Origin of the sequence: Mesorhizobium sp. M0106, from assembly GCF_040322715.1 — a bacterium.
In the GTDB taxonomy this organism is placed as follows: Bacteria; Pseudomonadota; Alphaproteobacteria; order Rhizobiales; family Rhizobiaceae; genus Mesorhizobium.
In genome coordinates, this window is sequence record NZ_JAMYUA010000011.1 from 44,121 (window position 1) to 70,144 (window position 26,024).

Genomic DNA, 26,024 nt, shown 5'->3' on the forward strand with positions numbered 1-26,024 from the left:
AATGCGGTCATTCCCGAGTGCGGGCTGGCTCCTCGAAGCAGGCGTCGAGCGAAAATCCCGACATTCGCCGGACGTGTTCGGGCGCGGTCTTCTTTGCCTGGCTGGACGTCGACCGAAAACATTATTCCGACAAGTGTTGTCGAGGGGGCCGATCGGCACTCCCGCCGCAACAAGCCTCATGTGGTTTTTTCGCGGCCGTGCCGATTCAGGGTGCTCGCGTATGTGTGAGTCTTCGCGATATGGGCAAGCACCTCGGCTTTGCTTGGCCCGCGAACTATCACTGCCCAGTCGGTCGAGGACGGGCGGGTATCCATTCCAAACGAACGAGACATGGTCTGATCTCCTGTGGTTTCGGTTGTGACGCCTTCTCGGCGCTTACGGGAGGATCGCAGCGTGGCGGCGAAGCAAGCGTTTGAAGGCCCGTCGTTTTGCTGACTGCAGACCAGCGCGGCTCACCGTTGGCTGACGCAAAAAACCTCTCGTTTTCCCACTGTCGTTCCCACTGCACGTCAAACGCTGCCGCCCGAGGGTTAGCCGTCCGGGACGATCCCGGTCGCGCAACATCCGAACCCAGGAGTGAATGACATGCACGACGATACAATGGTCATGGAAAAGTCTGCCGTTAAGAAGGCGCCGCGGGAGCCAAGGAACGGCGTCGACACGCCCACCCTTCTGGCCACCATCAACGCCGTCGCGGGGCAGCCCGAGCTTGCCAAGTTCCAGTTCCGTGCCAAAAGCCGCTGGATTGCCGGCACGCACAGCAGCAGCACGATGGCCAACTTCTTCGGCGCCGGCACCGAGCAGTCTCACAAGACGGCCTACCGGGCTGACAGCGACCATCCAGCCGTCCTATGCGGCACTGACAACGGCCCGACGCCGGTCGAATATCTTCTGCACGCGCTTGCTTCATGCCTCACGGCCGGCATCGCGAACATCGCGGCCGTGCGCGGGGTGACGCTGCATGAGGTGGAATCGACCGTCGAAGGCGACATCGACCTTCGCGGCATCCTCGGCATCTCGAATGAGGTCCGCAACGGCTACCAAGGAATCCGTATCTCCTTCAAGATCAAGGGCGATGCTCCCGCTGAGAAGCTCGAGGAAATCGTGATGCAGTCGCGCACCCGTTCCGCCGTGTTCGACGTGCTGACCAACGGCGTGCCGGTCTCGGTTGCCGTCAAAGGCTGACTTCGGTCCGCAAGAGCAATATCGCCGGCCTCGTCCTGGAGAGGATGGCGCCGGCGATCTGTTGCCCCTGCTTACAAGGCGCGAATCCATGCAGCGTACAGACGTAGCCATTATCGGCGCCGGACAGGCGGGTCTCGCCATGAGCCGGTGCCTGTCCGAGCGCGGAATCTACCACGTCATTCTGGAGCGCGGCCGGATCGCGGAGCGCTGGCGCAGCGAACGGTGGGATTCCCTCCGCCTGCTGACGCCCAACTGGATGACGCGCCTGCCCGGCGGCGGCTATCGCGGGGCCGATCCCGATGGCTTCATGACAATGGCCGAGACCGTCGGGTTCCTGGAGGACTACGCGTGCTCGATCACCGCGCCGGTAGAGGACGGTGTGGAGGTGCTTTCGGTCGAAAAGATCGAGGGAGGCTTCCGGCTGCTGACCGATCGTGGCCAATGGAGCGTGCGTGCGGTCGTGGTCGCGACCGGAAACAGCGACCGGCCCCGAATTCCATCAATCGCAAAGCACATCTCCTCCCGTATCAGGCAGATCGTGCCGCGAGACTATCGCAATCCTCGGCAGCTGGTTCAGGGCGGCGTTCTCGTGGCCGGAGCCTCGGCGACGGGAATACAACTTGCGGAGGAGATCCATCGCTCCGGGCGCCCGGTAACCCTGTCGGTCGGCAGCCATACACGCCTGCCTAGGCTATATCGCGGGCATGACATCCTGTGGTGGCTCGACCGGCTGGGAGCGCTTGTCAAGCCCGTCGCCGAAGTCTCGGATCTCGCCGCGGCACGGCGGCAGCCCTCGCTGCAGCTCATAGGGACACCCGAGCGCAGGTCGCTCGATCTCGCCGGCCTTCAGGAGCAAGGCGTTCGTCTTGTCGGTCGAGCCATTGCCGCCTGCGATACACGCATTCGGTTCAATGGCGATCTCGCCGACACGACCGCGGCGGCGGAACGCACACTGAGGCGCGTACTGGCCAACATAGACCGCGCGGCCGTCGCCGAGGGTCGTGACTCGATCGATCCCGGTTCCATTCCGAGCCTGATCCTGAGCGCCGAACCGACCGAAATCGACCTCATCGACGAGGGTATCGAGACCATCATATGGGCCACCGGCTATCGCCGCGAATACCCATGGCTGAAGTTGGATGTGTTCGACACCCGGGGCGAAATCCTGAACGATGGCGGCATCTGCTCGTATCCGGGACTTTACGTGCTCGGCCTCAATTTCATGCGCCATCGAAGCTCCAGCTTCCTCGATGGCGTCGGCCGCGATGCCGAGGCTTTGGCGGCTCACATGGCAATGTTTCTCGACGCCTCCCGCCGAGCCGCGGCCTGACCGTCGAATACAACGTTGGCGCGGCAAAAATCGACGTTGACTTCAACGCTGACGCTCACGCCCGACCACGACAAGGGCTCCACTGGCGCCGTAGTCAGCGCCCGCAACCATGGAGAAAATCAAAATGAGTGCAATGGTGAACCCATCCCTCTCGCTCACCACAACGCGAGGTTTGCGCTGGGCCGGCGGAACAATGCTGGCCGCAGTCTGGCGTTTCATTCGCATCCAGCGGGACCGTCGACAGCTTCATGAGCTGCCGGACTACCTCCTGCGCGACGTCGGCATCACCCGCTTCGAAATCAACTCGATCACTTGGTTTGCTGGGCGTGATACCAGCACGCGTTCAGGCGTTTTTGAGCGCGAAGGGGGAGGTCATCCGATGACGTATCGACGTTCTGCGTCTCGCTAAGGTGTGCCACGCGCTTGTCATCGTCCTGTACTGCTCCCGGCGGCAGCGGACGGCAATGGCGCAACCTGGCGGAGCGGCTCGATGACGGATACCGGTTCATCCCACCCGATCTGATCGGGGCGCCGGGCGGCGGCACCTGGACTATCGCCGGCGCTTTCCATCTGGCCGACGAAGCCGCCGGGGTCCTGGAGATGATCGACCACCATGACGGAGTGCATCTTGTTGGCCATTCCTATGGCGGTGGATTGGCCCTGCATACAGCGGCGATGCGTCAAGACCGGCTGGCCGGCCTCTCCCTTTATGAACCGTTGCCTTTCGCCGGCAGCGTAAGCTGGACTCTGAGGGCCACGAGGTGCTCGGCGAATGCCGGCGGTCGCAGCGCGATACACGCGCGATACACGACGGCTTGATCGGCGGTAGCCATCTCTCCGGACAGCTCGTTTCATCGACCACTGGAGCGGAGCCGGCACCTTCGACGCGATGAGCCAAACTTCAGACTGCACTCGTACAGTTTCTGCGGAGCAGGCTCGACTTCCACACGTCCATGCCGGCTCGGGAATATGCCCGATTTGGCTTTCGGGTCTTGGTGTTGTGCGGCGAAGTTGCACCGGCTCCGACTCGGCTCATCATCCGTGAGCTGGTTTCCGCATTCCGACCGCGATTGGGCGATTGTTCCCGGCGCTGCTGACCCATGCGCGAGCTGCGTGACCGCAACTTGCCTGCCCTACAGGCAGCGTAAACCTTCGAGGCAACTGCGTGGATGCGGAGGAGTCACACCGTGGCGGCTATGCGATCGCGCACGATATTTCCGGCCGGATCCTCCGTTTCGAAGAAATCCTCCCGCATCTGCATTTCTGTGTAGAGCTTGGCCGCTTGCGCGAGAGTTGCATCCGCGCCAGCAATCTTGCCGCGCCCCTTCGCGAGCCCGAGAGCTAGCAAGGAGCGGGCAAGCTCTGGCCGCAGCTCAACCCGCCTGGCAAGGCTGCAGGCCTGTTCGAGCCAACTAATGGCCGATCTGGAAGGCTTCAGCTCGGCAAGGCCGCGCAGTACGATGATCTCGCTCCACGGGTCGCCGCGTCCCCGCGCAAGCTCGAGCGCATGGCCGAGATTGGCCGCGGCTTCCGGCTCACAGAGGCGCGCACGCACGCATGCGAGCACCGCGCGCGCGTGACATTCGAACTGGGCAAGATCGAGCCGCTCAGACTCGGTCACCGCCATTTCCAAGGTGGCGCCCGCGTCGTGGTTGCGGCCTAGCAGGAATTCCGCATGCCCGAGCACCGTCAAAAGCCATGGCCGGAGTAGGATAGATGCGCTGGTCGCGGCTTCGGAGGACCACAATTGCAGCGCCTCGACAAGCGCCGGCTCGGGCCCGCGCAGGACGCCCACCACACCGGTGAAATAGGCGGCCGCGCAGCTGTCGATCGGGCGCGCCACTTCGGCGGCGACCTTCCGCAGCTCGGCAAGCGAACGTTCCGCATCGTCGAACCGGCCAAGGCGTGCTTCCGCCTGCGCGCGGTGCCCCAGGTACCAAACCGCACGCGCACCGAGCTGTCCGAAACGCTCCAGACGCCAAGCTTTGGTGAACCTCTCCTCATGCGGAACAAGCCGCTCCAGCACCTGCCGCGCCTCGCTGCGGATCAGAAGCGCCTGTGAGGCGGCCAGGTCCGACTCGCTTATGCAGCGCTGCACGCCATTTGCCGTCGCGCCGCGCTTGAGTGTGTCGGCCGGTTCCAGCGCCTCCTCGTAGCGGCCGTGGGAGCTGTTGAGATAGCTCAAGTGGAGCAACACGTCGGAGATGAGTTGCGGATCGCCCAGTTCCATGGCCAGTTCGCGCGCTTCCAATAGCTGCGGCAGCGCCTTCCGATAGGCACCCAGGGCGCCGTAGGCGGGCCGCATCCGCACCCGCAGGTTGATCGCCTGGGCGAGGGTTTTCGGATTTCGGGGCAGCGCGGCGACTGCTTTGCGGGCGTTTTCGAGGAACTGGACCGCGGCGGAATAAGCCGAGCGTTCCTCAGCCCGACCCGCCGCTTGCAGCAGATAATCCGCGGCCGGTTCCCATGCCTCGGCACGAAGCGCGTGTTCGGCCAGTTCCTCGATATGGTGGTTCAGCGATCCGGCATAGAGTCTGTCCATCGCAACCAATGCAGCCCGATGCAGCCTTTTTCGGTCCTCTGCCAGGAGGGATTCGTAGGTCACCTTCAGCGTCAGCGCGTGCTTGAACGTATATTCCACGTGAGGATAGCTCTGGACCTCGAACAGGAATTCCAAAGTCTGCAGTTTGGCCAGGCATACCTCCAGCTCCGCCTCCGAGAGCGGCGAGAGCGCCCGCAGCAGCGGATACGGAACATTCTTGCCGATAACCGAAGCGAGTTGGAGTGCCTGCCTTTCCGAGTCACCCAGCTGCTGGATGCGTGCGGCGATGAGCGATTGAACCGTCGACGGGATGGTGATGGATTCCACCGGTCTCGTGAGCTCGTAGCGGCCCGACTGGCCGGCAAGGACGCCGTCCGCCACCAGTCCGCGCACCATTTCTTCCAGGAATAACGGCGTGCCCTCGGCCCGCTCGGCAAGTGATTTCCGCAGTTCGCCCAAACTGGGATCGAATCCCAGCAATTCGGTGAGGAACTGCTCCATTTCGTCCCGCGCGAACCGCTCGAGCCTTATCTGCTGGAAATAGCCGCGGCGGTTCCATTCGTGCCGGTACTGCGGCCTGTAGGTGGCGAGCAGCATGATACGGTTGGCGCCCATGACTTCGACCAGCCTGTTCATTACGGCCTCGCTCTCGGCATCCATCCAGTGCAGATCCTCGATAAGCACGGCTACGGGCGCGGCCCGGCTCAAGGCAACGAGAAAGGCGCTCATCGCCTCGGATACCCGTGAGGTCCGCTCTCGCGCATCGAGATGCTGCCAGGAAGAATCGTTGATCGGCAGGTCCGCGAGGAAGGAGAGCGGCGCGGTGTGACGTGGATCCAGGTTCAGCTCCGCCTGTTTGAAGGCAAACAGGCGCTGGGCCTCCGCCAGGCCGTCTTCGCCGCGAATGCCACAAGCCGAGAGCAGCAGTTTCTTTACAGCGCCCAGAGTAACTGACGAATCAAACTCCAGACCGCCGCATTCAAGCACAGTAAAACCAGCCACCTCGTCGAGGGAGAGAAATTCATGGGCAAGCCTCGACTTGCCCATGCCGGGGTCGGCGACGATCCCGACGACCTGGCCGTGGCCCTCCCTGACCCTGCGCCAGGTTGAAAGAAGGATTTTGAGCTCGAGCTCGCGCGCCACCAGTCCGGTGAGGCCACGGTTGGCCCTCAGGTGCCAGCGCGACAGCGCGTAATTTTCGCCCAACAGCTCGTAAATGCGTTCGTCGCGGCCAAGGTGCGGATGCTCCGAATGCGCCAAGCGGTGCATCTGCACATAGCCCCCCGCGGCTGCGCGCGCTCGGCCTGTCGCGGCGATCGTCGCACGGTGCAAGGCACGCATCAGCCGGTTGGCTGCACGCGGCGCGGCTCCGGCCAGTTCAACCTTACTGGCTTCGGTCGTCCATTGCTGCCGTACGATCACCTCGCCGGTGTCTATTGCGGCCCTCAACTGGATCCCGCCCTGGGAAAGCTCCTCCACTGCCAGCTTGGCCGCAAGCGCGGCGCGGCACGCAAGATAAGCGTGATCCTCGGTGGCGCGAGCGAGGCCGAATGCTGCGGTGATTGTCCCGTCAGCAGCCGACGTGACGACGCCGCCGTGGCTTTCCACGACTTCTATCACCCGATCCTCGACGGGCTGGAATTCGCGAATTGCTACTTCCGGATCCGCCGTTTCGAGGAGATGCACGGGACTGATCACTTCCGCGGCCAGCACTGTTATGTACTGCCGAGAGCGGTTGATTCCCAAGGACGCCGGAGGGCCTGCCAGTTGCTGCGTCTGTTCGGGGTCGGCGAGGAAACGACGCGCTTCTTCCACGAAGGTCGCGAATGCCGGTTCATGGCCAAGCAGCACGTGGTTGACGCTGTCGAGCGCGACGAAACGCGCGCCGGGGATTTTCCCAGCCATCGCCTGGCCATGATCGAACGGAATGACTGCGTCCCTCGTGGCATGCATCACCAGGGTCGGAACGCGGACCCGCGGTAACAGCTCGTCCACGTCGATGACGGCGCCTTCCTCGAAGATGCGATGGGCAATCTCGGGCGAGACGGTATTGCGTTGCAGCTCGTTGTACCAATTCCTCTGTTCCGGCGTTGCTTGCGGAATGAAGAGAGAGGTGAACATCTGCCGGAACACCGGGTCGTCTTGGCCCCAGCCTTCCTGTATCAGCGCTCCCATCGCTTCGCGGCGGGCTATTTCGCGCTGATTGCCCCGTTTGCGCCAGCCTTTGGTAAATCCGCCATACAGCACCATCCCGGCCACGCGCTCAGGATGCCGGACGGCATAGGCTATCGAAACGGCGCATCCCTGGGAAATGCCAAGCAGGGAAACGCGGCGCAGACCGGCCGCATCGATGATGCTCTCCAGGTCGGCGACCATGGCCTCGAAGGATAGGTCGGCGGGATGCCGATCCGATAGGCCGTTCCCGCGCTGGTCGTAGCGTATCAGCTGGTAGTGCGCGGACAGGCCCTCGATCCAATGCTTCCATACCGGACTGTCCCATTCGAGCTCGAGATGGGACATCCAGTGGGCGGCCCTTACCAAAGGGGGGCCTTGACCACTCAAGGAATAGGCGAGGCGCGCGCCGTCGGGCGTTGTGCACCGCCGGATCTCCTGCGCAAGGACCCGCTCCGGCGCAGGGGGGAGCTGTATCTCCGCCCCCGGCCAAACCTGGGTCGGAGTGACGCTCTCACCGGCGGGAGCGACCTCCGTGTCCGTTCTCGAGGCGCGGCTCTGGACCATGGCGGATTGCCGTGCTGCCTCGCTCAGCCGACGGATGTCTGCTCGAAGAGCCTCGTCTCCGGGCTCCAGCCCGTGCAGGACATGGGCGTACGGAAGCGCCCGCGCCGGCTCATCCGCCAGCCGGTCGACTAGCACCCGAAGGATGCGCAGATGCGTCACGTGCAGTTCGTCGGCGGTCGCAATGCGCCAGGCTTCGAATTCCGGACAGCGCGGCAGTGAGAGGTCATCCAGGAAACGTCCGCGAAACGCTCCGGCGAGGGCTTCCAGCTTTTCCCGTTCGAGAGCCTCTATGTCGCGAGTGCCAAGGCCGCGGAGCGGCGCGATGTCCAGCACGATTTCGCTGGTGTTCAGGCGAACTGCGTTGCGGTCGGCTTGCAGGATCTCGCCGTCCCCGAGGTCGACGACCTGTCGGATCTTCGAGAGACTCCAGCGCAGGGCGCCGCGAGGATCGTCCGGTACCTCCCAGAACATTTCGCAAAGGCGCTCGCGCCGCTGCGGGCGCTCTACGAGCGCAAGATAGGCCAGCAGCGCCCGCGTCTTTTTCGAAGGCGGCAAGGAAACGACCTCGCCAAGGCGAAGGACGGTCAGATCTCCGAGAACGCGAATTTCGAGCGACACTTTGTTGATCCTAGTGCGCCTGCTAAATTAGCGATGGATTGTATCAAGTCCGTGCCGCTGCCGAAAGCGTTCGTTTCCGGAGCGCGAGGTTTCCGCCTGCGCTGATTTGCTCTTCTCTTGGTGGGAAGGCCGACAAGGCCGACACGGACAAGTACAGATGAAAGCCGAGCCGGAACGGGATCACGCCCGTTCCGCTCGCTTGATGGTGGCGACGGCACTCTGAAAAGACCCGGAGGCGGGATCTCACGCTGCCGCGCGCACCCATCGAGGCAGCAGGCTCTCGGGATTTGCGCATGCGCCGGGCGTGTAGTTTGCGCCGACAAACTCCAGCCGGGCGGCGAGCGTGCCGTCCCGCCAGGCCGCAAGCGTATCCATGCAGCCACCGATATGCTCGCCGCCGACAAAGACCTGCGGAATTGTAGGCGAACCGATCCGGGCCCTCAGGGCCTTGCGGATTTCCCCGTCCAGGCCGTTCTTCTGGAATTCCGGAGTATCGATTTCGATGGACCTGTAGGCGATTCCGGCACGGTCGAAGAGCTTTCTTACCGTCCAGCAGAATTCGCACCATGTCAGCGCGAACATGACCACCGGACGCTCCGGATCATGGATCGCCTTGTCGACCATCGCATGCGCCGACTGATCGATTTGGATTTCGTTTACGGGTGCCGATGAAAGGGCGAAGGACGGCGGCCGGTCGAAGCGGTAGCCGGGTGTGGAGCGAGAGATCGCCTCTTCGGCGGGCGACATGTCCTCGCTGATGTGATCGAACAGGATCGTGCTGAGATACCGCTCACCCGTATCAGGCAACATACAGAGCACGTTCCGGTCCGGGCCGACGCGTCGAGCAATTTCCAGTGCCCCGCTCAAAGTTGCTCCGCCGGAGATGCCCGCCAGTATTCCTTCTTCCGTCGCAAGCCGGCGCGCGGTTTCCAGAGCGCTGGCGCCTGAAACGAGTATGATCTCGTCCACAAGATCGTCAGCCATCGCCTTGCCGACGATCTGCGGAATGAAATCAGGGCTCCACCCCTGCATCGGGTGTGGCCGGAACCGAGTATGCGCCCGAGTCGGCAGCCCCTGTTCATCGAAAGTTTGAGGAATGCCACTCGACAGCAGCGCCGAATTGTCGGGCTCGCAGACTATGATCCGCGTTTCCGGCCGCTCGCGCTTGAGCACTCGCGCCACACCGGCAAGTGTTCCGCCGGTCCCGGTGCCGGTGACCCAGTAGTCGAGTGGACGGTCCTGGAATGCCGCGATGATTTCGAGCGCTGTCGTGCGGGCATGGACATCGGCGTTGACGGGCGTCTCGAATTGCCGGCAGAGGAACCAGCCGTGCGCTCCGGCCAGCTCGACCGCCTTGGCGAGCATGCCGCTGCCGCGCTCGACGGCAGGGGTCAACACGACCTTGGCACCGAAGAAACGCATCAGCTTGCGGCGTTCGAGGCTGGCGTTCTCCGGCATTACGATGACGAGAGGATAGCCTTTCCGCGCGCAAACCATGGCAAGTCCGATGCCCGTGTTGCCGCTCGTCGCCTCGATCACCGTCTGGCCAGGCCGAAGTGCACCGGAACTCTCCGCTTCTTCTATGATCGCGGCGGCAAGACGATCCTTGACCGAGCCGCCAGGATTGAACGCCTCGATCTTGGCATAGAGCGAAGCGGCACCATTGTTGATGCGGGAAAGGCGGACGACCGGCGTGTCGCCGATCGTGTCGAGAATGCTGTCGTAGATACTGCTCATCTCAGCTGTCCTTGCCTGGTGATGACGGTGCTCCGCCCTCTTCGATCTCTGAGGTTGGCAGGAAGGCCGTGGTTTGCAGCGTTCGAACCAAGGTGGAATTAAGCGGAGTTTCGACGTTTGAATCAGCGCCTCATCGCAGGATCCGCAAGGCGGCCGCATAATGGGACCTGCGCTCTTGCGCCGGATGATGCCGCCAACAGGCCCAGAACCACGAGATTGGCCGCGCCTGCGACAGATGCCACCAGGAAAGCAGGCCCATAGCTGCCGAAGCTGTCATAGACGAAACCGCCGAAATAGCCGGCCACGCCCATGCCCACCCAGGCGATCAGCATGACGATGCCGAGTGACTGGCCAAAGCGTTCGGCTGGCGCAAACTGGCGCACGCAAAGGATCAGGCACGTCATGTTCCCGGCAAAGCCGAGGCCGAAAACCGCCGACAGCGCCAGCAGGCTCAATTGCTGGTCAAGCGCGGGAAAAATCGCAACGCATGCCGTCTGAATAAACGACGCCAGGGCGTAGGCAGAAAGGTTGCCTGCCCGGTCGGCGAGGAGCCCGAATGCGATCCGCCCGATGGCGCCGAACAGCATGGCGATCAACACGCTAAGCGATCCGACATCCGAAGACCCGCACACGGCCGTGACGAAACTCGTGAGGTGCATCAGCGGGACGCCCATGCAGGCGCAGCAAAGGAAGGCTGCGGCAGATAGCAGCGTCACCGGGGAAAGATGGCCACCTTGGAAGCCTGGCGTCACTGAAAAACGCACCGGTGCGGCAAGGATCCGATCTACGGGCGGCGCCTGAACCGCCGGCATGAAGATCGCCAGCGCAGCCGTCGTCGCCACAGCCATGATCGCGTATGCGAGGCGCCAGCCGACACCGTCGATCAATGCATTTGCGGCGTAGGGCAGTATGCCCTGACCAAGGGCTCCGCCTGCTGTGACGATCCCTATCGCCAGGCCGCGCCGGCGGTCGAACCAGAGTCCGGTTACGCCAAGTACCGGCGCGTACAGACAGGCAAAACCTAGCCCGCCCAAAGCGAAGTTGGCCGCATAGATCTGCCAGAGCGAAGTGGCGAAGGAAAGCGCGGCGAGCGCGATCACCATGCCGGCCGAGCCGATGAATAGCAGTGTTCTGATATTCAAACGGTCCGCAAGCCGGCCCCAGAACAGCCCGCCCAGGGCCATGCCGACGCTCGATAGCGTGTAGGCAAGGCTTATATCGGCTCGCGACCAGCCAAACTCCGCCTCAAGCGGTCTGATGAAGACGGATGTGAGCGCCAGGCTGCCAAATCCGAAAGCCATGGCGGTCGTGGCGCCGGCCGCAGCCAACAGGCCGCGTAGCCGTCTTGCGCTGTCGGGAACCTCCCTGCCTCCAGTTGGTAATGATTGACGATTCGACATGTTCCTGCCCTCGAACGACCTCTTCGAGGCTGTCATCGGCCAGCGGTATGGAAGCAGGCGTGTGCGTCAGCGTGGAAAGCTCCAACGCGGGCCGTGGAAACGGCGGTACTAGATCGGAAGCTGCAGCAGCTCGGAAATCACCAGACCGGCTGCGCCAACGAGGGCGGCCCGGTCGCCTGCATCGCCGGCAATGAATTCGATGGCGCCGCCCGGTCGTGTCGGAACCATGCTGCGCACATGCTCCGCGATTGCGCCGAGCAGGCAATCGCCGCCGAGCACGACATCGCCATGCATGATGAAGATGTTGGGCGCCACCGTCTGCTGGAGATTGGCGATGCCTACGGCGACGTTGCGGGCATAGCGGTCGAGCAGCTCAGCCGCTCCCGGCAGCCGCCGCGCCGCCATGTCGACGAGGCGGGCCGAGTCGATCAGGTCTGGCTCGGGCAGAGCCGCGCGGGCGGCCTCGCGCCGGAGCCAGCTCAAGGTGGCAATGGTGTCCCAGCAGCCGCGCCTGCCACAGCGGCAGGGCTCGCCGTCGAGCTGCACGAAAGTGTGTCCGAGTTCGCCGCCTGCGCCTGCCGTGCCACGATAGAGGTGCCCGTCGAAATAGAGTGCGCCGCCCAGCACCTCGCCCGTGTAGACGACCGCGAATTGCCTGACGCCGCGCCCGGCGCCGAACCAGCGGTCGCCGACCAGCAAGGCGCGCGGATGATGGTCGAGTTTGACCGGCAGGCCGAAGCGTCGCCCGAGATCGTCGGCGAGCGGGTAGCGGTCGAGCGCCGGCGCGAGATTGACAGCGACGATCGACCCGCGATCGGTGTCAACCATGCCGCCGACGCCAACACCGATCCCGAGAGGCATGCGCCGCGCCCTGGAGAGAGTGTCGCCGACGCATTCGGCGATCGCCTCGATGATTGGCCGGACCGGCCCCCTGCCGTCCGGCAGGGCCATCTTGCGTTCCGATTCGATCTTGCCGTCGAGCGTCGCCACGCATGCATGCACGGCATCCGGCATCAGCAGCACACCGCAGATCGGACGGGCATTGGGCGAGAACCACAGCGGCCGGGCCGGCTTGCCGCCGCCCGGACTGGGAGGAACCGGATCGCTCTCGACCAGCACCTGATCGTCGATCAGCGGCTGCACGATTCCGGAAATGGTGGTGCGGTTGACCCCGGCCAGGCGGGCTAGTTCAGCCCTGCTCGTCGGCCCAAGATCGAACAGGGCCTGCAGCACACGGCCGCGATTGGTCGAGCCGACCATCGAGGAGGACAGCAGCGCCTTGCGCCGGCGCGAAACCCGCTCCGCGCCGGACGCATCGCCGGGCGGCGTGAACAAAGCGCTGCGTCCGCCATTCGGGCGCCCATCGTCGGTATCGTCCATCGTCGGATTTTTCATACGGGGCATCCTGCCAGCTCTTCTAACCCAGGACCTTACCGGTTTCGAGCCCTTTGTGCGAGCAGGGAACAAACTCGTGCATTGCCAGGAAGGCAAGGACTTGCGCGAGTGCGGGGAAAAGCTGCCCCTTGATTCTGCTGCCAAAACCCCTTGGGCGCCCGCACCTCACCGCATCCCTTTTCCGGTCGTTGCGCTGTCCAATCATCCGTTTGCTAGGAGATCTGCGCTCCCAATTTCGTGGCCGCCGAATGGGAATTCACAGAATGCGACAGAGTTCTGAAAGACATTTCGTGTCTCTGGGGTTGTTCAAGCCCAAGGAGACCCCATGGCTTTCGAGTTGCAGACAGCGCCCCCTATCCGTGCGGCGCAGTACATTCGTATGTCCACTGAACATCAACGCTATTCGCTGGAGAACCAGGCGATGGCCATTACAGAGTACGCGGAGCGGCGCGGATACACTATCGTCCAAACCTACGAAGATGCTGGGAAAAGCGGCCTGAGCATAAGAGGTCGCGACGGACTGAAGCAGTTACTGGCCGATGTCATGACTGGCCAAAAGACTTTCTCGGCAATCCTCGTTCTTGACGTCAGCCGCTGGGGCCGCTTTCCGGATACGGACCAGTCCGCTCATTACGAGTTTCTCTGTCGTGACGCAGGCGTCGCGGTGGAATATTGCGGCGAACAATTCGAGAACGACGGCAGCATGGTCTCTGCAATCCTCAAGAATATGAAACGGGTGATGGCAAGCGAGTACAGCCGCGAGCTATCCGCAAAGGTCTCCAGAGCGCACCTGCAGCAGGCTCGTCTCGGATTCAGCCAGGGCGGACCTGTGCCCTACGGCGTCAGGCGACTGTTGCTGGATAAAGATGGGGAGCCCCGTTACCTTCTCGGCTCTGGAGAACAGAAAGGGCTCGCTGGCGACCGCGTTCTCCTTGTGCCCGGCCCGCCAAACGAAATCGAGCTTGTTAGGCGCATCTTCAACATGTTTGTTGCTGAAGGGCAGAGCATGGCCGGCATATCGGTTCGTCTGAACAAGGAAGGAGTGCCCTCCACATACGGCGATGTGTGGACGACCGGGCGCGTCGCATCCCTCCTCAAAAGCGAGTTGATGATAGGCTACTATGTCTACAACCGAACGTCGCACAGTATGAGTAGCCAATCCAAGCCAAACACTCCCGATAAATGGGTCCGAATCCGGGTCATGGAGCCGATTGTAACGGTTCAAATATTCGAGAGGGCGCAACTCGCAAGGGGAAAGCGCGGGTACACCTATACAAAGCTCGAAATGCTCAAAAACCTGAAGCGGCTATTGAAAGAGAAGAAACGCCTCAGCCTCACCGTGATCAATGCTTGTCCGTATACTGCGTCGGGACAGTGCTATGTCCGGCTTTTCGGCAGCTTGAAGGCGGTCTATGCGGCGGTCGGCTACGTACCGGATCGGCGGGGAGCTCTGCGAAAGTACTCGGACGAAGAGCTTCTAGACGGATTTCGGCGGCTGCGCGCCGCTCACGGGCACCTCACATTGTCGCTGATTAATGCGGACTCCGATCTGCCCATATCTCGTGTGTTCAAAAAGCGGTTTGGCTCGATGGCCGCGGCCTATACGCTGGCTGGCTTTCCAGGACTGGAGTCGGAGCTAAAGCTGAGCGCGGTAGCGCGTATACGGCCCAGCGGCCCGGAAAGGCTGCGACGCGACGTCTCAAATGCTCAGGGCGAAAAAGGCGCATGATACGAACAGACCGAAGCTGCGGCTCTTCAATGAGGAGCCCCGACTCTGTTCCTCACGCAGCCGTCCCGCCGCTCCCACCTGATCTCGACTAGGGCGGCGGAACGGACGGTGCCAGCTCCTGCCCTACAGGCCCGCACCTCTCCCATGCGCTCTGAACGGATCAAACCGAAGCGCCATAACATCTGAACATAGACGGATTGGGGAGATCCCAGGGAGCGGTAGGCTGAGATCGTGGCGGGGTCGAGCGGGCCATAGCTGGGAACCTTACCTGGATTGCGATATTTGCCTGCTCCTAAGCGTTGAAGAGCCGTCCGGTTCACCAAATGCCAGGAAGATGGTGAAGCGTTCCTGCGCGGTCGTCTGCCCTGTGGAGAGGCCTTGCATGGAGAACCCGAGAATCAATGCAAGGTGCGCCGCACACCTGATGGCGCATTGCGATATGTCTGCGAGAGCCAGGCGCGGCCGCGAGACAACATGGCGACCGCGTTGACGCTCGCCTTCTTGCGGAGCGTGGCGGCAGATTTCGCCTGAGGCGTCAATACCGATTTCTGAGGATAGAAATCTCAGGGCGGATAGGCAAGCTGGCGGTGAGGAGTTGCTTGCCATGAGCACACTGACCTACCGACTTGCGGGGGACCACAGCGGAAACTGGATGGTTGTCTTTGAACCAGACGAATTGCATCTTTATATTGAATGTGTGGCACCGGGGACGAGCACCGACGCGACCAACTGGATCAGCGTTGATGATTTTTTCGCACGGCGGCCGACCGGCTCTGCTCACAGCCAAGCGATCGAACGCCTGGTCGAATTGCTGCGCCGCGCGCTCGACGGGGATTAGCTTCACTTCGCAATAATGCATTCCGCAACGTTGCCAGAACTCGATATTTTTTTCGGGAAAAACAGTAGGCGGAACTGCAATGTTTTTCGATGAAGGCGCCGAAATTCAAGACGGATCAGCGCAGCGGGATCGCCTTAAATTAAAACGCGGACTGCTCTATTCTGAATGCGGTCGAATTCTTATTGGGCCACGTAAGCTGCAAGGATTCTTGATTACTCTTTGACAGAACCGCACTCCCCGTGTAGGTGTCCGTGGTCCTCGGACAACGGACAGCGGATCGGAATCAAATGAAAAGCCAGGACATCGTCGTCCTGCTCAAGCTCATCAGCCTTCAGGAGCAGGAGAAAGAAAAAGGTGTCGAAACTCTGCGCTCAGAAGCGCAGGGCCAGGATCCATACTCGGTCCGCAATCTGGAGTCTTCTCTTGGCATAAGCAAGACGGAGGTCAATGCATCCATCAATCGAAGTCTTGCCTCCGGTATCGCGGCCAGGGATAGAGATACGGGCAGAGCGAAGCCGAGCCGCAGGAACCTGCAGAATTTCATCGTGCACGGGTTGAAGTTCGTTTTTCCAGCGAAGCCCGGAGCAATGCAGCGCGGAATCCCGACCGCTTTTGCGGCGCCCATCCTAAAGAACGTGCTAATAAGCGCTGGCAGCTACATCTATGTGTGGCCCTATGCCAGCGGCCGCGACATGGGACAATCGGTGACGCCGATGTTTAAAAGCGTTCCTGAAGCCGTTCAAAGGGATGATCGGCTGTACGAGTATCTTGCCCTTGCGGACGCAATAAGACTCGGAAACCAGCGCGAGGCTGGCCTCGCGGCGGAGCGTCTTGCGGAAAGGCTCGCGCAGAAATGACCAGCATCCAAGGCCAGCTACTAGCAATGCTAAGGGCTGTCGCGGAAGCTCTAGGCGATGACCTGCGCAAGCGTCTTGTGTTCGTCGGCGGATGTACGACCGCCCTTTTCATCACCGATGCCATCACGCTCGAGGATGTCAGGGCGACTGACGACGTCGACCTAATTGTCGATCTGGCCGGCTTTTCGGAATGGGCGCAGCTCCTGGAACGGCTTCGAGAGCGGGGTTTCTCGGAGTCACCCAACGACAGTGTCATTTGCCGAATGCATCTTGGCCGGCTCAAAGTCGACTTCATGCCGGACGATCCCAAAATCCTCGGATTCAGCAATCGTTGGTATGAAGCGGGTATTGAGACGGCGGTCGATTGTCCGTTGGACGATAAGCTCATCATCCGTCGCCTGACACCGGCACTCTTCGTCGCGACGAAGCTGGAGGCATACCTAGGCAGAGGTGGAAAGGATCTGCTTTCTAGCCGGGATGCCGAGGACATACTCTTGATCGTCGACGGCCGAGAAGAGTTGGTTGCTGAGCTGGGAGGCGCGGAAGACGAGGTCCGTAGCTATATCGGCGACCAGTTCAAAGACATGCTTGCAGCCCCAGATTTCGACGACTTTCTGGAAGGCAATATCAGAGGGCCGCAAGGCCGGGTCGAGATTGTGCGCCAGCGATTCATCGCGATAACCGAATATGCCAGCGGTGGCTGACCTGGTCTTCGAAGTCGACTGGACACCAAGCAAGACACAAGAACTCCGGACAACCGCGACCATGGTCGTGTCGGTACACGCGCTGGCTCCGCCCTATGATTCGTACTGGCAGCGATTCTGGTGCCTCGAGCCAGCTGCTCGTAGCGGCCTTAAAGCGCCGGCTGATGCGCTGCTTCGGGGCCGTTGACTAAGGACGAAAACGGTCCTGATGCGCAGCTTGAGGTTTCCGGCCTGTGGGCTGCGGATGTGAACGCGTGCCCGACGCCGTGGCGGCCCTCGCCGATCCGGTCGCGGTATCCTTCTGACGGCCCGGCGTTTATATTCACTCAGTTTGCAACTGGGCTTCTCCCGCACTTCTGCCCGGGAGCAGGACCGGTGGCGTGGTATGTTGAGCGATGAGGAGGACGACACCGAACTGCCGCGGCACCGGCGTGTCGGTGCTTTCGCCGGAAGGCGCGGCGAACTCGACGACGCCGCTGCTGCCGTGCTGACGCAGGTGCTCCAAGTCCAGTGCGCCACGGTGTTGAGAGCGAGCTTTGCCGCTATGGACCGGGGAGCGTTCTCCGCAGGAACTCGAGGCTGTCTCGTTCCGGAAAGTATGCTTCCAGATGTTGATCGGGCTTAACCTCGGCCTTGAGGAGGGCTTCACCCACTCCGTCAACGGTCTCCCCTCACGGCCCTCATTGTAGTCGTCTATTCCGATATCGGCCTCGCCCCCAGCCGGTCCGCTCCTCGAGCTGAAAGAGTCAGTCTGGCGTTGAGCAGCTTACCCTAACCGACAACGAACCCAACCGGCCACGTGCCATCGGATCCGGTGCCCTGCCCTGCCCTGCCCTGCCCGCCGGCACTTGCATCCCGCCTCTGAGTGTGCCCGATTTACTGCCGTAAAATATGATGCTTATGACAGAGAAAACATGCCGTTAGCTTGGATAGCAAGACAGTACCGCGCTCAAAAAACTGAGCAGCTGCCTTCGTGATGGCAAGAGCAGTTGGCAGCAAGAAAAGCCGGTCAGTGACGTTAACCTTTTGTTAACCCAAAACTTCTTGCCGGAGCGGGCCGAATCGGAGCTTAATGGCGCTTGTTGAGTGAATTGCTCACAAAAAGCGCCAATTCAGGTTTCGACAGAAATGAACATCTCCATGCGGCTGCCACGCTTCGAGTTCGATGACAAGATCCTCGAGCAAGGCGCAGAGATATCGCGGCGGCTTAACCAGCTCCGTATGGAGAAGTTTCCGCCAAATGCGACAAAGACACTTCGCCCTTTTTCGCTGGCGGAAGTGGCCCACTACCTTGGGGTCTCGCAGAACAATCTCAAGCGCCTCCATCTGGAGGGCAAAGGCCCCCTGCCCGAGCAGATACCTTCCGGACGCCGTTCCTATACCGCCGAACAGATGCTTGAACTGCGCCATTTTCTGGATCGGCATGGCAGGACCGAGGTAAAAAAATACGTCCCGCACCGCAAGCCTGGAGACAAGCTCCAGGTGGTTGCTGTCGTCAATTTCAAGGGCGGCAGCGGCAAGACAACAACGGCTGCCCACCTCGCCCAGCACCTTGCGCTGACCGGGCACCGCGTGCTTGCCATCGATCTCGACCCGCAGGCGTCACTTTCGGCCCTGCATGGCTTCCAGCCGGAACTCGATCGCAATCTCTCTTTGTATGAGGCGATCCGGTACGACGACGAGCGCAAGCCGATATCCGACGTGATCGTGCCTACCAATTTTCCGGGCCTGGATATCATCCCGGCCAACCTCGAGCTGCAGGAGTATGAGTACGACACGCCGCTTGCCATGCAGGACAAATCGTCCAGCGTTGGCCGCCAGTTCTTCACCAGGATTGCAAAGGCCTTGTCCGAGGTCGACGAGCGCTATGATGTCGTCGTGGTCGATTGCCCGCCGCAACTTGGCTATCTCACCTTGACCGCCATGTCGGCGGCGACGTCGGTTCTCATCACCGTCCACCCCCAGATGCTCGACCTAATGTCGATGAGCCAGTTCCTGCTGATGCTCGGCGGCATATTGAAGACCATCAAGGCCGCCGGTGCTGCGATCGAGCTGGATTGGTTCCGCTATCTGATCACGCGCTACGAACCCACCGACATTCCCCAGGCACAGATGGTCGGCTTCATGCAATCGATGCTTGCCGGCCAGATCCTTGAGAATCCCATGCTCAAGTCGACGGCAATCTCGGATGCAGGACTGACGAAACAGACGCTCTACGAGGTGGAAAAGTCGTCTTTTACCCGTTCGACCTACGAACGGGCACTCGAATCGCTGGACGCGGTGAATTCCGAGATTGTCGCGCTCATCCATCGCGCATGGGGACGGTCATGACGCATTTTACGGCAGTAAAAAATGGGGATTTTGCTCGTGAAATCAGCCGACTAGCTGCGAATCGGAGTGATTGAATGGCGCGCAAGGATGTATTCGGCAGCGTGATGGGCCCCGCGACGTCAGTCGCCGACAGCGGGGATGTCTCGGGCTATGCGGTTCGCGGGGCATCCCGGTCGATCATGCAGTCATTCGAGGAGCTCTCTAAGAGTTCGGTCGTCGATCTCGATCCGGCGTTGGTCGACACCTCATTCGTCTCGGACCGCATGGACGATGACGATGAAGCATTTCATGAGCTGCTGGCGGCGATTCGCGAGCGAGGGCAGGATTCTCCGATTCTGGTCAGGCCCCACCCGGATAGTTCCGGCCGGTTTCAGACCGTGTTCGGCCACAGGCGCGTCAAGGTCGCACGCCAGCTGGGCAGGCCCGTTCGTGCAGTCGTCAAGAAGATCGGCGATGAGGACCATGTCATCGCGCAGGGCCAGGAGAATGCTGCCAGGGCCAACCTGTCCTTCATCGAAAGGACGCTTTTTGCCGATCGCATTCTCAAGCGGGGCCATTCGCCGGACACCGTGAAGTCGGCCCTTGCGCTCGATGATACGACCTTCTCGAAAATGCGCTCCGTGACCAACAATATTCCCGAGCAGGTCATTGTGGCCGTCGGCTCCGCCAAGAGCATAGGCCGGGACCGCTGGTGGCAGCTTGCCAAGCTCATGGAGCATCCCGGGACCGCCGAGCGGGCGGCAGAGTACGTGACAAGTGCCGATTTCGCCGAACCGGGCAGTGACGCTCGTTTTGCTCGTCTGTTCGACTTTTTGAATGCGCCGGTGAAGCAGCCGCGAGCCGCATCGAAGCCTCAGGAAAAGGCCTGGGTGCCCCAGGACAAGTCGGTCCGGGCCAAGATCACCGATACGGGAAAGGTGTTTACGCTTGCCTTGAAGTCAAAGGATGCATCGCCCTTCGGCGCATTCATCGCCGACAAGCTCGACGAGCTTTTCGACGCTTTCAGGGCATCGGAAACGGCAAAGAAAACAGGAGACTGAAACCGCAAAAGAAAAAGGCCCCCGAACGTCACCGTCGCGGAAGCCCTTCTCAGGTCTGTAGCAAGCTGAGAATCGCATTTCCCCGAATCACTGTCAAGAGTCGTTGGCGTCGTTTCGACGAGCAGTTTTCTTTTGCCTGATTGAAAGGCGAGGAAATGGAGAGTGGTTATGCGACGACGCCCTTTGGGCGGCGGCCGATGACGCTTGCCTTGGTGCAAGCGAACGCGGCATCACGGAAGATTCCTGAAGGGGCCGCCGTCGAGAAATGGCAGGTGTATCGCTGGCTTTGCGAGGGCAAGACGATCATAGGCGTGGGAGATCGCGCCCTGGCCGTCCTCAGCGGACTGCTGTCGTTCTATCCGGACGATCAGATCAGCAAAGAAAACGGGCTGATGGTCTTTCCTTCGAACGCGCAGTTGTCACTGCGGGCGCACGGCATGGCCGATTCCACGCTGCGCAGGAACCTGGCCGAACTGGTGAATAGCGGACTGATCATCCGTCGAGACAGTCCAAACGGCAAACGGTTCGCTCGCAAGGCAAAGGGCGGCGCAGTCGAGGAGGCGTTCGGGTTCTCGCTGGCGCCACTGCTTGCACGCGCCGCGGAGTTTCAGCAGGCTGCCGAGCAGGTCCGCGCCGACAGCCGGGCGCTCAAATTGACGCGGGAGCGGATCACCCTCCACCGGCGCGACATTCACAAGCTGGTCGAAGCAGCGATCGACGAGGGCGCTCCTGGCGACTGGGGAACCATTTGGAGGCGGTTCAGAGCAAGCGTGGATGCTATTCCTCGGCGGGCAGGGCTGTCGGAGCTGGAAGCGATTGTCGCGGAGCTCTCCTTGCTGCACGACGAAGTGGATATGATGCTGGAAAGCTTCATGAATTCCACGAATCCTATCGGCAATGAGTCCCAAAACGAGCGGCAGCAATCTGATTCAAACACAGACTCCACTTTTGTATTTGAACCAGCTTTAGAACAAAGCAGGGCGACGGTCGAACCAAGAACGGCCTACGCCGAGAAGCCGAAAGGCTTCCCGATAGGACTTGTGCTGAAGGCCTGCCCCGAACTTGCCGACTATGCCGCCCACGGAATCGCAAGCTGGCGCGATTTGATGATTACCGCCGCCCAGGTGCGCGGCTACCTTGGCGTCTCGCCCTCGGCGTATGAGGAGGCTTGCCATGTGATGGGCCAGGAGGTCGCCGCGATCGTGATTGCCTGTATCCTGCAAAGGGCGCAGCATATCAACTCGGCCGGGGGCTATCTACGCGTGCTGACCGAAAAGGCGAGGGCAGGACAGTTCTCGGTCGGACCGATGCTGATGGCAGCACTCAAGGTCAATGGCACGACGGCAAGAATGACCGGCTAAGGGCTGAAAATTCTTGTGCGTAATGCTGCCGTTGCTGGTGGTCCGCGCGCGGTCGAGGAGGCGAATGGCAAGATGGTGTTGTGAGATCGACGTGCCAAGCAGCTCGCAAGCTAGTCTACGCAATCAGAGGCCACCAAGCAACGTCATGCGCCTGCGGGCTTGATAAGCGCCATATGTTTTGCACAGTAAAGCGGCGACTAATATGACAAGGAACTCCATGGGGAAGGCCCTCAAGGTATCCGTGCAGAATGAACCCCTGGTTTTGTCTATATGGACCGGGCCGGGAAAATTGCCGTTGACCAGGTGGCCGACAGCTTTGGAATGTCCAAGGGTCAGTTGGCTCAGACGGCCGGGCTTGCCCGTGAAACCCTCTATCGGCTGGAGCGCAGCCGCACGGCCAAGACGCAGAGCCGTCTGCGCGAGATGCTCGAGATCATCAGCCGCGTGACGGAATGGGCGGGCGGCAAGGAACAGGCCATGGCCTGGTACCGAGCCCAGCCGCTGCCGGCATTCGGTGGACGCACCGCCGAAGCCCTCGTGAAGGAAGGCAAGGCAGCTGCTATTCGCGACTACCTCGATCACATGGCCCTGGGTGGCTTTGCTTGAGGTTTGTCGGAACGTGCTACAGGGCGCATGATCCACGTTGGGCGTTCAAGCCGAGTTCCGGTGATGGAGCGGCGATCAGGGGTGCTCGGTTCAATCCCGAAGGTGTGCCCGCGCTCTATCTGGCGCTGACGGTCATGACGGCAGTCAAGGAAGCCAACCAGAGCTTCGCGCATCGCATCGACCCCTGCGTGCTGTGCTCCTATGAGGTGGACTGCGAGGACATCACTGGTCTGACGAGCGAGCAGGGCAGGGGAGAATCTTCTGTCACGCTTACGGACATGGCCAGCGCCTGGGCCACGGCTCTCGGTAACGGCGAGCGACCTGAATCCTGGTCCATCTATGACCGGCTGCAGCCTCAAGGCATCGCTGGAATTCTGGTGTCGAGTTTTGCTCCGGGCGCGGAGACGGAGGACCGCAATCTGGTGCTATGGGACTGGGGCCCGGATCTTCGTACCCATCCGGTGAGCACCGCGGCGCCTATGTCCCGTTAGCGGACAGGACGAAGTTCCGGGCGGGGTGGGAAGCCGCCATTGCCCACAAGGCCTGGGGCCTGATCAACCGAGCTCCCATGGCAGAAGCAGCGGGTATGCCGTGTTGCGCGGCGAGAAGGCTTCCTATGACCCGCAGGCCCGCGAGTTGGGCGCGAAGAGGCTGCGCTGGGTCAGCGCGCGCGCCGGTAATGCATGGCGACCGCGCCGCTGCGGAGCGGCTTGGCCGAGATCAGCTCGAGCCGTCGCGTACTGGGCAGCCCGCTCTGGTAGAGGGTCGGGCCGTGGCCCGCGATCCTGGGGTGCACGAGGAGCTTGTACTCGTCGATTAGATCCAGCCGGTCCAGCTCGGTCGCGAGCTTGCCGCTACCGAGGAGCACGCCGGCCGGGGTCGCGTCCTTGAGCCTCTGCACGCCCGTGCGCAGTTCGCCGCCGATGTGGTGGCTGTTGGTCCACGGGAAGGCCTTTCGCGTCGATGACACTACGTACTTCGGCTTGGCCTCCAGCTTGACCGCCCACTCGCGTATCGCCGGCGGCGCCTCCTCGTCGCCGCGGGCGACTGCCGGCCAGTAGCTCTCCATCATCTCGTAGGTGACGCGACCCCACAGCATTGCTCCGCCCTCATCCATAAGGCGGGTGAAGAAGGCGTGCGTCTCGTCGTCGGCAATTCCCTCCTGGTGGTCGACGCAGCCGTCCAGGGTGACGTTGATGCTGAAGGTCAATAGTCCCATGCGGCGAGTCTAAGCCATACAATGGAGAACATGAAGGCCGATTGCTCGCGTTGATGTTGAACTTCCGCAATGGGTCGGCACACGAAGTAAGGCCCGTACCGACTTCCGGACGTTACCCTAGAGCGCTACGCAGCCCGCGGTGGCTCGGCGCCGGACCGCCAGTTCCACGGCAGCTTTGCTGGGCGGGGTGCTCAGCGATGCCGGCCAGGACGTCAGCGAGTAAGCCTGAGGATCGACGTCATTGAGCTTGCCGGTGACGATCAGGCTGTAGAGGATCGCCGCGCGCTGGCCGCCGCGATCCGAACCGCAGAACAGCCAGGACTTGCCTGGCGATGAAACAGGCCGGATGGGCAGGGGCGGTCCCGAACGACAGAAGTGACCAATTCATTTAGCGAGGGTGGAAGGCGTGCGCGGATCCCGAGAGGCAAGAACGGCAGGGGAGGGGGCTTTTGCCTCCTTAGAGGCCGGAAGCCTTGGTCAAGTTGATGCGGAAGCGATCTCTGCGGCGCTGGTAGCGGCGGGTCATCTCCGCGGAGGCATGGCCGAGCTGTTTTTGCACATAGCGTTCGTCGACCTCGGCCGACGAGGCGAGGCCGGCGCGCAGTGAGTGGCCGGCGAATTTCTTGGCCCGTTCGCCCTCCGACAGATCGCCGCGCACCCCGGCGGCCAGGGCCGCGCGCTTGACCAGGCGTGCGACCTCCTGGTCGTTCAAGCGATCGACACCGACCGCTCTGCCTTGACCAGCAACGCGCCGGAACAGAGGTCCGTGCGCAATGCGCGCCAGTCTTAGCCAGGTCTGCAGAGCGACCACAGGGCAGGTGGGGTCGGAGGAGCCGCGGCCGATTTCGACCTCGCGCCAGCCGGTTTTGCCGCGCAATGTGACAAGCAGACCCTTATCGGCAAAAATCTCGACCCAGCCGCGTCCGTCCTCGGTCTGATCCCTGCCGACGTCGAGGCCGACGATTTCGGATCGGCGAAGGCCGCCGGCGAAACCCAAAAGCAGCATGGCGCGGTCGCGCAGACCACGGAGCGTGCCGCGGTCGAGGGTCTCGAGCATGGCGATCAGATCCTCGGGCAGGATCGCCTCCTTCTGCCGGGGAGGGGAGGCGTGGGTGTTGCGAATGCCAGCCATCACCGTGGCGATATGCCGGTCCTTACGGTCCAGCGGCTGCCCGCGCTGGGCAAAATTCCAGGAGAGCGACGAAAGCCGGCGCTCGATGGTTGAAACGGTGTTGGGCTTTCTGTCGCCAGTGGCCGTACCTGACGCGCAGGCGGCGATATAGAGCCCGAGGACCTGAGGATCGGGCGGGAACATCTCGATGCCTTGGCGCCGGCACCAGCTCGAAAAATGGCTCCAGTCGGCTGCGTAGGCACGGCGCGTGTTGGCCGAACTCGCCGCCTCGATATAATCGCGCGCGCGGCCGGCGAGCGCCTCAAGATGCGCAGGCAGGCTGGGATTGGCGATGGCTGGAAGGGGAGGGGGCGAGCCGTGGTCGGCATCGCCCATCTCCATGACGACGTCGACGATGTCGGGCATGTCGTCATCGCCGGAAGCAGCCGATGATCTTGGAGCGTCGTCAGTCTTGCTCATGCCGCTTCGATATCCGTTTGGGAGAAGTCTTTGCCGATGAAAAGCAGCGGTTCGTCTGCGCGCTTTGCCAAAGCGTAGGAGAGGCAATCGGCAAAATTCAGCGCCGCTGGGTGGTGGCCCTTGCCGTAAGTCAGCCAACCTTGGGTCGCAAGATCAACCAATTCGGAGTCGACAGGAATGATGTCGGCCTCGATTTTGCGCAGCCAAAGATCGATCTCAGCCAACGCGTGTTCGCCGCGCCTGCTGACCAGCACCATGCGTGCCTCGAGCACGCAGGTTGCCGGGATCAGACGGATTGGGTCGGAGACCAGCGCTCGTTCCAGCCTTGCTGCCTCAGGCTCGCTCCGAAGGATCGCTACAACGGCTGAGGTATCGATCACCATCAATTAGGGATTCCATGCTCGTCATACCCGATGATCTCCTCGTCGCTGCGGCTATCCAGTTCAGGCAATCGTGCAACTCTTTCTCGGATGGCGCGCAATTCTGCCAGCAGACGCTCCTGCGCGGTCTCTCCAAAGCCCAAGCGATGCAAGCGCTCGCTCAGGGCCTGATGAATGGCTGCTGTCTTACTGATACCCTGGCGGCGTGCGAGTTCATCGGCGAGAGCAACGGTGGCTGGATTTTTGATGTTCAGGGACACGAAAGACTCCAAAATTCTACCTTTCTGACCAATTCTACCATGGACCCCTAGCCTCGTAAAGGATGAATGATAATGCAACATTATCGTTCGTTGTGGAGCTACGACGGGCGCGGCGGTTTGTTCGCATTATCGTTGCCAGAAGCGCCGCGCTCGTTCATCCTC

At 61.8% G+C, this 26,024-nt stretch carries 21 protein-coding genes and 2 pseudogenes; 13 read left to right on the plus strand and 10 right to left on the minus strand.

All coding sequences use genetic code 11. From position 1 onward, the window contains the following. Window positions 1–585 precede the first annotated feature (585 nt). From NKJ55_RS13360 to NKJ55_RS13375, 4 genes are all read left to right on the plus strand, one after another. Window positions 586–1,185: an OsmC family protein gene (locus NKJ55_RS13360; RefSeq protein ID WP_352450305.1), complete on the plus strand. Its 600-nt coding sequence runs from the start codon at window positions 586–588 to the stop codon at window positions 1,183–1,185. A gap of 88 nt (window positions 1,186–1,273) precedes the next feature. Beyond that, the gene (locus NKJ55_RS13365; RefSeq protein ID WP_352450306.1) at window positions 1,274–2,515 is read left to right on the plus strand and encodes an NAD(P)-binding domain-containing protein; all 1,242 of its coding nucleotides are present in this window, start codon (window positions 1,274–1,276) and stop codon (window positions 2,513–2,515) included. A gap of 124 nt (window positions 2,516–2,639) precedes the next feature. Next, window positions 2,640–2,924 (plus strand): YjiS-like domain-containing protein, encoded by a 285-nt coding sequence (locus tag NKJ55_RS13370; protein ID WP_198030591.1) that lies wholly within the window; start codon window positions 2,640–2,642, stop codon window positions 2,922–2,924. A 14-nt stretch (window positions 2,925–2,938) separates the two neighbouring features. Beyond that, on the plus strand, window positions 2,939–3,334 hold the full coding sequence (locus tag NKJ55_RS13375) for an alpha/beta fold hydrolase (RefSeq protein WP_352450307.1): 396 nt from the start codon (window positions 2,939–2,941) through the stop codon (window positions 3,332–3,334). A gap of 361 nt (window positions 3,335–3,695) precedes the next feature. On the opposite strand, the gene NKJ55_RS13380 is transcribed toward NKJ55_RS13375, so the two are convergent. The 4 genes from NKJ55_RS13380 to NKJ55_RS13395 all read right to left on the minus strand — a co-directional run bounded on the left by NKJ55_RS13380 (window position 3,696) and on the right by NKJ55_RS13395 (window position 12,946). Beyond that, entirely contained in the window at window positions 3,696–8,414 is a 4,719-nt protein-coding gene (locus NKJ55_RS13380; protein ID WP_352450308.1) for an alpha/beta fold hydrolase, read from the minus strand. 243 nt (window positions 8,415–8,657) lie between these two features. Then, window positions 8,658–10,151: a cysteine synthase A gene (gene cysK / locus NKJ55_RS13385; protein WP_352450309.1), complete on the minus strand. Its 1,494-nt coding sequence runs from the start codon at window positions 10,149–10,151 to the stop codon at window positions 8,658–8,660. Between the two features lie 122 nt (window positions 10,152–10,273). Next, entirely contained in the window at window positions 10,274–11,452 is a 1,179-nt protein-coding gene (locus NKJ55_RS13390) for an MFS transporter (RefSeq protein WP_352450310.1), read from the minus strand. 207 nt (window positions 11,453–11,659) lie between these two features. Beyond that, the gene (locus NKJ55_RS13395) at window positions 11,660–12,946 is read right to left on the minus strand and encodes an ROK family protein (RefSeq protein ID WP_245278794.1); all 1,287 of its coding nucleotides are present in this window, start codon (window positions 12,944–12,946) and stop codon (window positions 11,660–11,662) included. Window positions 12,947–13,271: 325 nt separating this feature from the next. Here NKJ55_RS13395 and NKJ55_RS13400 point away from each other — a divergent pair, with 325 nt between their 5' ends. The 4 genes from NKJ55_RS13400 to NKJ55_RS13415 all read left to right on the plus strand — a co-directional run bounded on the left by NKJ55_RS13400 (window position 13,272) and on the right by NKJ55_RS13415 (window position 17,074). Continuing rightward, complete coding sequence (locus tag NKJ55_RS13400; RefSeq protein WP_352450311.1) at window positions 13,272–14,675, plus strand: recombinase family protein; 1,404 nt, start codon at window positions 13,272–13,274, stop codon at window positions 14,673–14,675. A gap of 604 nt (window positions 14,676–15,279) precedes the next feature. Further along, window positions 15,280–15,513 (plus strand): hypothetical protein, encoded by a 234-nt coding sequence (locus NKJ55_RS13405; RefSeq protein ID WP_352450312.1) that lies wholly within the window; start codon window positions 15,280–15,282, stop codon window positions 15,511–15,513. A gap of 287 nt (window positions 15,514–15,800) precedes the next feature. Continuing rightward, the gene (locus NKJ55_RS13410) at window positions 15,801–16,370 is read left to right on the plus strand and encodes a hypothetical protein (protein ID WP_352450313.1); all 570 of its coding nucleotides are present in this window, start codon (window positions 15,801–15,803) and stop codon (window positions 16,368–16,370) included. After that, on the plus strand, window positions 16,367–17,074 hold the full coding sequence (locus NKJ55_RS13415) for a hypothetical protein (protein WP_352450314.1): 708 nt from the start codon (window positions 16,367–16,369) through the stop codon (window positions 17,072–17,074). The genes NKJ55_RS13410 and NKJ55_RS13415 overlap by 4 nt, the downstream gene beginning before the upstream one ends. 322 nt (window positions 17,075–17,396) lie before the next feature. Here NKJ55_RS13415 and NKJ55_RS13420 read toward each other — a convergent pair whose 3' ends face one another. Beyond that, window positions 17,397–17,579 (minus strand): hypothetical protein, encoded by a 183-nt coding sequence (locus NKJ55_RS13420; protein ID WP_352450315.1) that lies wholly within the window; start codon window positions 17,577–17,579, stop codon window positions 17,397–17,399. A 623-nt stretch (window positions 17,580–18,202) separates the two neighbouring features. On the opposite strand from NKJ55_RS13420, the gene repA reads away from it, so the two are divergent. The 5 genes and pseudogenes from repA to NKJ55_RS13445 all read left to right on the plus strand — a co-directional run bounded on the left by repA (window position 18,203) and on the right by NKJ55_RS13445 (window position 22,903). Further along, entirely contained in the window at window positions 18,203–19,405 is a 1,203-nt protein-coding gene (gene repA, locus NKJ55_RS13425) for a plasmid partitioning protein RepA (RefSeq protein ID WP_352450316.1), read from the plus strand. 74 nt (window positions 19,406–19,479) lie between these two features. Beyond that, window positions 19,480–20,445 (plus strand): plasmid partitioning protein RepB, encoded by a 966-nt coding sequence (repB, locus tag NKJ55_RS13430; RefSeq protein WP_352450317.1) that lies wholly within the window; start codon window positions 19,480–19,482, stop codon window positions 20,443–20,445. Window positions 20,446–20,600: 155 nt separating this feature from the next. Continuing rightward, window positions 20,601–21,806 (plus strand): plasmid replication protein RepC, encoded by a 1,206-nt coding sequence (repC, locus tag NKJ55_RS13435; protein WP_352450318.1) that lies wholly within the window; start codon window positions 20,601–20,603, stop codon window positions 21,804–21,806. Window positions 21,807–22,023: 217 nt separating this feature from the next. Beyond that, window positions 22,024–22,412 (plus strand): annotated as a pseudogene (locus tag NKJ55_RS13440) (MbcA/ParS/Xre antitoxin family protein). Continuing rightward, on the plus strand, window positions 22,409–22,903 hold the full coding sequence (locus NKJ55_RS13445; RefSeq protein ID WP_352450319.1) for an RES family NAD+ phosphorylase: 495 nt from the start codon (window positions 22,409–22,411) through the stop codon (window positions 22,901–22,903). Before NKJ55_RS13440 ends, NKJ55_RS13445 begins: the two are co-directional and overlap by 4 nt. Before the next feature lie 170 nt (window positions 22,904–23,073). Here NKJ55_RS13445 and NKJ55_RS13450 read toward each other — a convergent pair whose 3' ends face one another. From NKJ55_RS13450 to NKJ55_RS13470, 5 genes and pseudogenes are all read right to left on the minus strand, one after another. Further along, a complete protein-coding gene (locus tag NKJ55_RS13450) occupies window positions 23,074–23,631 on the minus strand; it encodes a dihydrofolate reductase family protein (RefSeq protein WP_352450320.1) in 558 nt (185 codons plus the stop codon). 125 nt (window positions 23,632–23,756) lie between these two features. Then, window positions 23,757–23,958, minus strand: a pseudogene (locus NKJ55_RS13455) (IS66 family transposase); the annotation flags it as partial. Between the two features lie 130 nt (window positions 23,959–24,088). After that, window positions 24,089–25,222, minus strand: coding sequence for a site-specific integrase (locus NKJ55_RS13460; protein WP_352450321.1), 1,134 nt, complete (start codon window positions 25,220–25,222; stop codon window positions 24,089–24,091). Continuing rightward, complete coding sequence (locus NKJ55_RS13465; RefSeq protein ID WP_352450412.1) at window positions 25,219–25,605, minus strand: type II toxin-antitoxin system VapC family toxin; 387 nt, start codon at window positions 25,603–25,605, stop codon at window positions 25,219–25,221. The genes NKJ55_RS13460 and NKJ55_RS13465 overlap by 4 nt, the downstream gene beginning before the upstream one ends. Then, the gene (locus NKJ55_RS13470; RefSeq protein ID WP_031195575.1) at window positions 25,605–25,862 is read right to left on the minus strand and encodes a type II toxin-antitoxin system VapB family antitoxin; all 258 of its coding nucleotides are present in this window, start codon (window positions 25,860–25,862) and stop codon (window positions 25,605–25,607) included. Before NKJ55_RS13470 ends, NKJ55_RS13465 begins: the two co-directional genes overlap by 1 nt. Window positions 25,863–26,024 lie beyond the last annotated feature (162 nt).